This window comes from Mesorhizobium sp. M7A.F.Ca.MR.362.00.0.0, assembly GCF_004023175.1.
GTDB lineage: Bacteria > Pseudomonadota > Alphaproteobacteria > Rhizobiales > Rhizobiaceae > Mesorhizobium.
Map to the genome: position 1 here is coordinate 2,728 of NZ_RZTF01000198.1, position 8,949 is coordinate 11,676.

The 8,949-nt window shown below is 60.9% G+C and carries 6 protein-coding genes and 4 pseudogenes; 7 read left to right on the top strand and 3 right to left on the bottom strand.

The features are described 5' to 3' along the window. Positions 1-193 precede the first annotated feature (193 nt). The 6 genes and pseudogenes from EOC06_RS22130 (at position 194) to EOC06_RS22155 (ending at position 5,282) form a co-directional block, all read left to right on the top strand. A complete protein-coding gene (locus EOC06_RS22130; protein ID WP_164898687.1) occupies positions 194-2,137 on the top strand; it encodes a CHASE2 domain-containing protein in 1,944 nt (647 codons plus the stop codon). 260 nt (positions 2,138-2,397) lie between these two features. Then, positions 2,398-2,496 (top strand): annotated as a pseudogene (locus tag EOC06_RS43120) (integrase); the annotation flags it as partial. Positions 2,497-2,781: 285 nt separating this feature from the next. Next, complete coding sequence (locus EOC06_RS22140; RefSeq protein ID WP_128308788.1) at positions 2,782-3,285, top strand: hypothetical protein; 504 nt, start codon at positions 2,782-2,784, stop codon at positions 3,283-3,285. Positions 3,286-3,457: 172 nt separating this feature from the next. Next, the gene (locus tag EOC06_RS22145; RefSeq protein ID WP_128308789.1) at positions 3,458-4,117 is read left to right on the top strand and encodes a L,D-transpeptidase; all 660 of its coding nucleotides are present in this window, start codon (positions 3,458-3,460) and stop codon (positions 4,115-4,117) included. A 10-nt stretch (positions 4,118-4,127) separates the two neighbouring features. Continuing rightward, complete coding sequence (locus EOC06_RS22150) at positions 4,128-4,640, top strand: OmpA family protein (RefSeq protein ID WP_127332134.1); 513 nt, start codon at positions 4,128-4,130, stop codon at positions 4,638-4,640. 198 nt (positions 4,641-4,838) lie between these two features. Beyond that, entirely contained in the window at positions 4,839-5,282 is a 444-nt protein-coding gene (locus tag EOC06_RS22155; protein WP_164898688.1) for a hypothetical protein, read from the top strand. Positions 5,283-5,615: 333 nt separating this feature from the next. Here EOC06_RS22155 and EOC06_RS40280 read toward each other — a convergent pair. The 3 genes and pseudogenes from EOC06_RS40280 to EOC06_RS43130 form a co-directional block, all read right to left on the bottom strand. Beyond that, positions 5,616-6,573: pseudogene (locus tag EOC06_RS40280) on the bottom strand (serine hydrolase domain-containing protein). Further along, entirely contained in the window at positions 6,570-7,805 is a 1,236-nt protein-coding gene (locus tag EOC06_RS40285) for a peptidoglycan-binding protein (RefSeq protein ID WP_164898689.1), read from the bottom strand. The pseudogene EOC06_RS40280 and the gene EOC06_RS40285 overlap by 4 nt, the downstream one beginning before the upstream one ends. 229 nt (positions 7,806-8,034) lie before the next feature. Beyond that, positions 8,035-8,151 (bottom strand): annotated as a pseudogene (locus tag EOC06_RS43130) (LysR family transcriptional regulator); the annotation flags it as partial. On the opposite strand from EOC06_RS43130, the pseudogene EOC06_RS22170 reads away from it, so the two are divergent. Further along, positions 8,148-8,599 (top strand): annotated as a pseudogene (locus tag EOC06_RS22170) (NADP-dependent phosphogluconate dehydrogenase); the annotation flags it as partial. The pseudogenes EOC06_RS43130 and EOC06_RS22170 sit on opposite strands and share 4 nt — an antisense overlap. Between the last annotated feature and the right edge of the window lie 350 nt (positions 8,600-8,949).

The window sequence follows — 8,949 nt, forward strand, 5'->3', positions numbered from 1 at the left end:
GCCAGGAGTGGTCTTGGAATTCCCTGACAGCCCAATGCCACCTGCGGGCAGCGGGGGGCGGAGGGGCGAGTGTGAGGGTGAGCGTTGCTGTTACTACTGCGATTAGACTGGCCCCACGATGAGCCGCTTGGTCGGTAGTCCCTGGGCTGATTGGCGGCAAGCTGGCAGGCGCAAAATATCCGGCCTTGTGGTCGTGCTCCTGCTGCTCGCTTGCCATTTGGCTTTTGACGCACCGTTGTCGCGTCTGCGTGAGCGGACGTACGACTTCTATCAGTTTCTCGCCCCACGCCAGACGACGAGCAATCCTGTCGTGATCGTCTCGATAGATGACGCCAGCCTCAAGGCACATGGGCGATGGCCCTGGAATCGTGGCCTCTTGGCCGATCTGGTCGATGGCATCACCGAATCCGGCGCGGCGGTGGTCGGGCTTGCGCTGGTACTCCCCGAGGCCGACAACTCGCCTGAAGGCATCGCCGGAGACAAGCACTTAGCAGCGGCGCTGGCCAAAAATCGAACGGCGCTTGCCGTCAGCCTAGGCAATGAGGCGACAGTTTCAGAAGCAGAACCCAAAGCCGGCTGGTCGATCGTCGGGCAAGTACCCGATACACTTCCCGGCTTCACCGGCTTGACCGGCTCGCTTGCCGAATTCTCGAACACTGCCGCGGGCCTTGGCGTGATTCGCACCTTGCCCGATCCCGACGGCGTACTGCGCCATGTGCCGCTGCTCTGGCTTCGCAACACCGCTCAAGGCGTGCAGCTGTGGCCGTCCTTCGCACTCGAGCTCCTGCGCCTTTACGCTGGACAGGACGGGTACATAGCCCGGATGAATGCAGCCGGGTTCGACGCACTCAGGATGGCCGGCGCCATTGTGCCGCTCGAGCCGGAGGGGAGCATCCGCCTCTGGCAAACCGCCACCGATGCGCCCCGCCTGTCTGCCAGCACTATCCTCTCGGGCCATGGCGATCCGCGGCTGCGCGACGCCATCGCCATTGTCGACCTGTCGGCTGTGGGACTGACGCAGTACCTGCCCACGCCAAGGAGTCCAGCACGATCAGGAGCGGACATCCACGCCGATGCGGTTGGCCAGATGCTTGCCGGGCGCTACCTGGCCGAGCCAACGCACGCGCGTATGCTTGAGCGGCTCTGGTTTCTCCTCAGTGCCGTCGTTTTCATCGGGCTGTCCGGAGTGCTCGCCGGGCGTGTCGTGCTTGGCGCCCTCGCACTGGCGCTGCTGGCCGTCACGCCGTTTGTGTTCGGCGCTCTCGAGTACAGCATGCAGGGTGCACTCTATGACCCGCTGCAGCCGGCGCTTGCAACGATCATGGTTGCGGGCTTCGAAGGCTATGTCCTCTACAGGCGCAGCGAGCAGCGCCGGTCCACCTTGGCGCGACAGTTCTCCCAATATCTGTCGCCCTCCGTGGTGCAGCGCCTCGCAAGCTCGGACACCGAGGCAATCCTGTCTGGCGAGAAGCGCGAGATCACAATCCTGATCAGCGACATACGCGGCTTCACGACGATGAGCGAACAGCTCGATACCCATGAGATCGCCAAGGTAGTCAACCATTTCCTTGGTATTGCGACCGATGAGATACTCAAGCGCGACGGCACCATCGACAAGTTCATGGGCGATGCGGTGCTGGCCTTCTGGAACGCGCCGCTTGATCAACCCGATCATCGCGAGCGTGCGCTCGACGCGGGTCTTGCCCTGATCGAGCGGGTGAAGCGCGAAGATGCCGCCTTCACTGCGGATGGCCATCGCTCGATCGAAATCGGCGTCGCCATCGAGACCGGCATCTGCTCGGTAGGCAATTTCGGCTCCGAACGACGCTTCGATTACACCGCAATCGGCTCCCCGGTGAACCGCGTGGCACGTCTCGAGTCCACGACCAAGAAGCTGGGCATCCCCCTGGTGCTCGGACCCGGCTTTGCGGCAGGAGCATCGATGCCGGTCGTCCAGGCGGGCGCCTTTGAGCTCCAGGGTTTCAAGGGCGAGGTGCCGGTTTTCACTGTTCCGGAGATGCAAGCTGCTCACCAAGGTGTGAGCCGCGAAGTAGAGATCCAACAATCTGGCGCCCCTGGCGCGGTGGTTGGTTCGCCGCCATCCGTGCAAATGACACCGCCTGATTTTGCGCCCTGAACCCGAAGCACACGCTGACCAGATTCAGCCGATCGCAGGGGTGCCGTCCTGCATCGTGAACTAAGACCGCTGGGGAGGGCCTAGGTGCCATCAGGCGGCATCCGGCCTGCGCAGCCGTTGTTTTTGACGGCGGGCGTCTCGCACGCCTGCAGGATTAGGCCAATTTGGTCGGCCGCAAAATACCGGAGCTGAAAGTAGCCCATCTATTCCTGAAAGCTGCCATTCTAGTTGCGGTCCCACGCTCATCAACCGTCTGCCGGCGCGCAGCGGTCATCCAACAGAACACCGGCCGACCTGTTCAGTTCGAGTTGATGAGCGACGCACGCTCCAGCCTTCTCGCATGGCTGGAGCGACGCGGTAGAAGATGCCCTGGAACTGCTGAGGCTACGGAAACCTACAGATGCAGCTCCATTTCCGAGTGGAGCCGCGTATGCTAAGCGCCTTGTTTCGGTCGTTGAGGCGAACTCCTGCGATCCTATATGTGGACATAGTTGCTGAAGACGCTTTGAACCAGACTCGCGTGGGAGTGAGGTTGCAAAACGCCTCCTCCGGGTGAGAACTCCCCGCAGAGAGCCGCTTCTTCAGACAGGCTCCGACCAGGCCGCAGGATAGGCGAGGCAGCCCCAGAATTTGGAGACCAGAACATGGCAAGCGGGGAGCAGCAAGACAAATCAGCGGCGGAAAAGGCAGTATGGCCGCTTCTCTTTCTAACGGCGGCGCTGCAGGCGTATCTGGGTCTGTCGTTGGTAGCCTATGTGTTCATGGGCGTGTCAAACCCGGGCTCCGGGATGGCCGGATGGACAGCGGCCATGACAGGCGGGCTCCAGACGATTGCGGCCATGGCGGCCTTTGTGCTGGCTCTTCGAGGCGATCTTCGCGGCACTAACCTGGCGTTAGCCGGCAGCATCATGCTGGGCTGGTTTTCGATGCTGCCTTCGGTCGCTGAGCAAGGGCTCGACTTTGGCGGTGACGACTGGGGTACCCCGGTCTATTTCGTGGTCTCCCCCATCATCGCGATCGTTACGGCAACGCTAGCTTGGCGCAACCTATACCTGGTCCCGGCAGCTTTCATCGTAACCGCACCGACCTTCATCGGCATTTTGGTCGTCATCGTCTTCGGAATCGCCATCGCTTTATACGGCTTCTGACTGCGTGGCAGGTTCGAGGCTCGAAGTCGCAAGGATTGGCTTCGGCCCGTGAATCCGAGGCGTATCGAAGGTCCGGCTTCGGGTCGCATCCGGCCCGCTGCAGCATTTTCCACTTTGAGGCGAAATCATTCTCAACTAAGGTCCGCCAGACTTAAGGCATGGGGGATTGCCGATGGTTTTATCACGCAGGGGTGTGGCGCTCGGCGGCCTGGCGCTGGTCGCGGTCGGTGCAACCGGCAATATTGTTCGAGCCGCGACGGAGAAATCCTTTTTCGCCGGTACCGCCAGCGACAACAATTTTGTCTATCGCAAGACCAACTTCACCAAGATCGACAAAAGGTGGCATCGCCAGATCGTCAAATATTTCAGCAGCGAGCCGGTCGGCACCGTCGTGGTCGATACCCGCCACCACTTCCTCTACCTCATCATGGAAAACAAGACCGCCATCCGCTACGGCGTCGGCGTAGGCAAGGACGGCTTCAAATGGTACGGCCGCGCGACGATCGACCGCCGCGCGCTGTGGCCGCGATGGGTCCCGCCCCCCGAAATGCGTAAGCGCAAGCCGGACCTACCGCCGATGGTCGCAGGCGGCGCGTCCAACAATCCGCTCGGGCCGCGCGCGCTCTATCTGTACCGCGACGGCGCCGACATCGGCTACCGCCTGCATGGCACCCTGGAGCCATGGAGCATCGGCACCGACGCTTCCAGCGGCTGCATCCGCATGTTCCCGGAAGACATCATCGACCTCTACCAGCGGTGCCCGATCGGCACCGCGGTGGAGGTGCTGCCGCACATCGCCGACCAGGCGCCCGCTTCCACAACTGTCGAATGATTGGCGCCTGATGAACCGCATGATTGAAAACACGCGCCGGCTGCTCGCTGCCAGCCTGCTGGTGTTTGTCGCATCCTGCTCGACCAGCAACACGCTGGCCCCTTCCACGCCAGACGTCACCAACGCCGAGATTGCCGGCTTCCAGAACGTGCAGCCGGGCAGCGAGGAGGATTTTATCCTCAATGTCGGCCGCCGCACCTATTTCACACAAGGTTCGGTTGCGCTCGATTCTGTCGCCAAGGCCACCCTCGACACCCAGATCGCCTGGTTAGCAAAGCATCCGCGCTGGCTGCTCAAGCTGCAGGGTTTCGCCGACGATCCCGGCGCAAGTGAAACGGCGCTGTCGCAGCAGCGCGCCGATGCGGTGATGGACTACCTCGCCGCGGGCGGCATAGACCGCAATCGCATGTGGGCCAAGGGCTACGGCAAGGACAGGCTCGTCCGCGACTGCCCCGACGCCGCCTGCAGGTCGCAGAACCGCCGCGTTGTGTCTAATTTGCGCGATGAGAGGGACGAGTCGTAGGGGGCAGCTGTTTTGCCTGTCATCGGAGGCCGTAGGCAGCTTTGTCCCCGTAAAGCAGACATGCCGACGATAGCACTTCAGGCCGCGGTTGCCCAGGTCCGCGAAACTTCCATGTGCCGCACGCCACCTTGGCTCCCGGCCTTCATTGTCGTAACCTCACGTCGCAAAGTCAGCGTGTGCACAGGAGGGCGCGTTCGAATGCGGGTTCCAATTTGGCTCCTTTCGACCTTTGTGCTGTTGTTGGCAACATTTCCATCCGGGGTGCACGCGGCCAGCGACAATCCGAAGCTCACGCCACTCGTTGCGGAGATCATCGCTCCCCCGCATGTGGTTCCAGGCTCCGACGGCAGGCTTCACATCGTCTACGAACTTGCAGTGACGAACGTCACCGGCGGCAATGTCCGATTCGAGAAGCTCGAGGTCGTAGAGGCCGACAGCGGAGCACCGCTTGCAGAACTCGGCCCGGATGAATTGGCCACGCACGTCACGCCGGGCGCAAGCCGCGGCAACGAAACCCGCGAGCTGGCCGCCTATCAGTTCGCCGTCATCTTTCTGCATGTCGTGCTTGCGGACGGCGCGGCGGTTCCGGCTCGCATTTCCACGAGATCACGGCGTTTTTCGCGGTCATCGGCGCCGACATGACGGTGACGATTGGCGAGGGTGCCGTCGTTGCGACGGCGCCGGTGGGCTTCCGCGGAGCGGAATAGCGTCGGATGATCTCGTTCTGATCCGAAACCACCGAATCGATCTGCTCGGGGACCGTCTGGCTAAGGCTCGGTCCGACCATGAAGGCACTGATTGCAAGACAGATGGACACGCGACGTACTGCGTCGAACCACTGAGACAGCGCCTTGCGAAGAGGCATCAATCAAACTCGCGGACATGTCGTGGTAGGGTAGATCAAGGATTGCTCGAAACTCAAATTAGCAAATTAGCAAATATGTTGGGGTCCGTCATCCCGCGAAAGCTTACGCGTCAGTGCCCCAACAAAGCGCAGACCGACTGAGCCTGAACCTCCCGCAAGCGTTCGATCAAAGCGCCAGCCGGCTCAGCGATGTTCAGCGTGGTGGTGACCGAGCGCGTCCCGTCGGCGGTTGACGCCGCCCACTGCGTGTAGCCCGGGAAACTGCCTGTGTGGCCATAAACGACACCGCACGGCGTGGTGTAGCGGAACAGTCCGAGACCGGCATCGTTCGTCCCGGGTCCGGGCGGACTGGAATTGCCGGCCACGAACTTCATCTGTTCAATCTGCTCGACAGCGCCGAAGAACTTCAGTCCGAGATCTGCCCGTATGAACGTCGACAAATCATCAGGCGTCGACACCATCGCGCCCGACGCCCACGCACCGCTTGGGCTGACGAAGGTCGTGACGTCTTTCGGCTCGGATCCGGGCGCGACGACATAGCCGTGGATGGCGGGCGCAGGCAGCGCGATGTCGCGCGTCGGGAAACTCGTCCGGGCGAGGGCGGCAGGACCAAACGCGATGTTCTTCAGCAGCGTCCCGTAGGGCGTTCCTGTGACCGCCTCGGCGATCAGCCCGACGACGACGTTGTCCGTGTTGGAGTAGGTATACTGGGTGCCGGGCGTAAGCTCGAGCGGGTCGTTGCGAACCCAGCCGATGATCTCAATGGGCTGCACGTAGCCTTGAGGATTTGTCGCGACCTGCTCGGCCAAGCCCTTGGACTGCAAGTAGTCGGGCAGGCCGCTGGTGTGGTTCAGCATCTGGCGGACCGTGACGGCCCGACCATGCCGCCGGCAGATCAGGCAGGTGCTGGCCGATGGTGTCGTCGAGGCCGAGCCGGCCCTTCTGGACGAGGTGCAGGGCAATGGCGCCGTTGAATGCTTTTGAGATGCTGGCGATGCGCATATATTGATCGACCCCCAGCGCCTCACCCGATATGACATCGGCGCGCCCCGCTGTGAGTACGGTCATGCGGCCGGCGCGGTAGAGCGTGGCGATCGCGCCGGGAGGTCCATCCTCTGCATCGACGAGCTCCTGTAGGCCGGCCTGTACTTTTGCATCGCCGTTCTCAACTGAGCCGCGGTTAAGCCCGTCGACTGTGCCGGACCTTCGCTATCAGGATGTTTTACATAGAGATCCGGATTCATCTCTTCAGAAGACACGATGACTTCGTCATTGACGCCAGAGTCAATATAATCATCAGTAATTGAAAAGCCTGCCAGAAGCTGTTTGTCCGTGAGAGGATACCAGGAGCCGAGTTCGTGCGAGTAGGCGGCAATAGCCAGCCGCGCCAGTTCACGATTGCTATACAGGTCGATTTCATAATATTCGACCAATTCGCCATCCGAATATTTCTTATATCCGTCAATATAAGGATCGCGGGAATTGTGGCCTCTATACTTATCCACAACGTCGCCGACGGTGACCTTAGCCTTGTTTCCCTGGAAATAGATCTTGCGGAGGAGAAAACCCCAAGCAGCTACCCCATGCTCTGGGGTTTCATAAATGGCAGTTTGGTTGCCGTACCGGTCTGGCAGAGTGCAACCTACATATCCTCTCATGCTGTCTCGCTGCCATTTCGAGATGTTGATGGCGCCGGGATTGTTTGTTCGAAGGGCCCTCCGAGTAAGCGCATTTGAGGAACTATAGGCAGCGTCCGGTAGGCTGCTAAAGAAATTGCCAATCCCGACCAGACTTCTGAAGTTGAATTCAGTACCTTCAGGATATTTCGCATCGTCGCGAAATGGCGGGGCTAGACTGCGCGCTTTGTTCGCCTCCCAAAACGGCAGCCCGAGTGCAATGCCGGTCTGCATCCCCACTGTGCCGTCAACGGGTATTCCATATGTGCTCTGGAAGGACTTCACAGCGCTGGCTGTCTGCGAACCAAACACTCCATCAATCGCTGAGGCGTAAACAGATCTGTCCGTGAGTACGCTCTGTAGAAGCGCAACCCTACGATCAGGAACGTTGCTTCTAGTTTGCCGAAAGACCGGACCGACGGGTTGACGCTTGTCGCTGATGCTGAAGTTGCTGACCCGTTCGCTCGACCCGGAATAATCGTCAGGTGCTCCGCAGTTCAGGGGATTAGCTGCGCCAACTTCATCCGGGCTTTCAAAAGCGAAGGCCGGACCGTCAGGCAAGAGGGCCAGGAGCGCAATGGCAAGCCAACCGCCCGCCCGCGGCCTGAAACAACCGCCTATCATTTGGCGACTTCACCGCATGCGTTGACTGCATCGGTCTTCGACATGCACATTCTCCGATCTTCGGCGAATTTCAGTTCGCCTTGTTAACCGACCTTCTCGTCTCCCAGCACCTTTTATCATCCAAAGAGTGGATGACGGAAGGCGAGCTTGATTCTGATCTGGCGAATCGCCTGTCAGCAATCTCCGCTATCGGCGCGGCAGCCTGCAACTTTCAGCGCCGAGAGCATGCGAGCGGACCATCCACCCGGACACTCAGCTCTCTCCCATCTTTCAACTCCCAGCCATAAAGGTCTCCAGCGGCAGGGTTGCGGTAGTTGGCGCAGCGATGGTCGGTCAGGTTCTGAGGGGGCGGTGGCGGCGCGCGTGCTGTCGTCGATCAAAGACGAGCGGCTGGTCGCCGAAAAGTCCTGTGGCCGCGGCGTGGGCAAAATCTCCGGCGACAGGGACGCCCGGTTGGGGATCTCGAGTTGGCGCTGTTTGCCGGCACGATCGCCGCCTATGCCCAAGGCTTCGCGGTGATGAGCGGCGCGTCGAAAAAATTCAACCGGAACCTGCCGATGCCGGTCATCGCCGAGATCTGGCGGGCCGGCTGCATCATCTGTTCGCAACTGCTGGATACGATGGCAGAAGCATTCGGCACTGGGGCCGCAGCCACCAACCTGTTGATGGCGTCGGCTTTCGTTTCCTTGATGCAGGAGGAACACCCGTCGCTTCGGCGTGTCGTGGCAAGGGCGGCCGAAGCCGGCTCGCCGGTGCCGGCGCTGTCGTCGGCGCTTGCCTATTTCGACAGCTACCCGTTTTGTCTCTGAGCCACCGAAGCGGCCGTTCAAACGAATAGGGTCCGACCGTCGCGCAGCACATGACATAAAAAAGCCCGCCGGCCGCCAGGCCAGCGGGCAGTTCTCATGGGGAAAGCACTGAATGGGAACAGTGCAACGGCCGAAGTTTGACAGCGCGATTTTGTTCCACCGTCCGTGATCAGCTTCGCGCCATTTGGCAAAAAACCGTACAGCAACCCTTTCCGGTCTGTTCGACTTCATGTGGGATGGCTGGCTATGTCTTCGACCTTTCCGACACCGCAGTGCCGACCGAGATCCTGGCAGAGCTGGCCCGTTCTGGGGCTGGCTCCCGTCTCGATCTGATA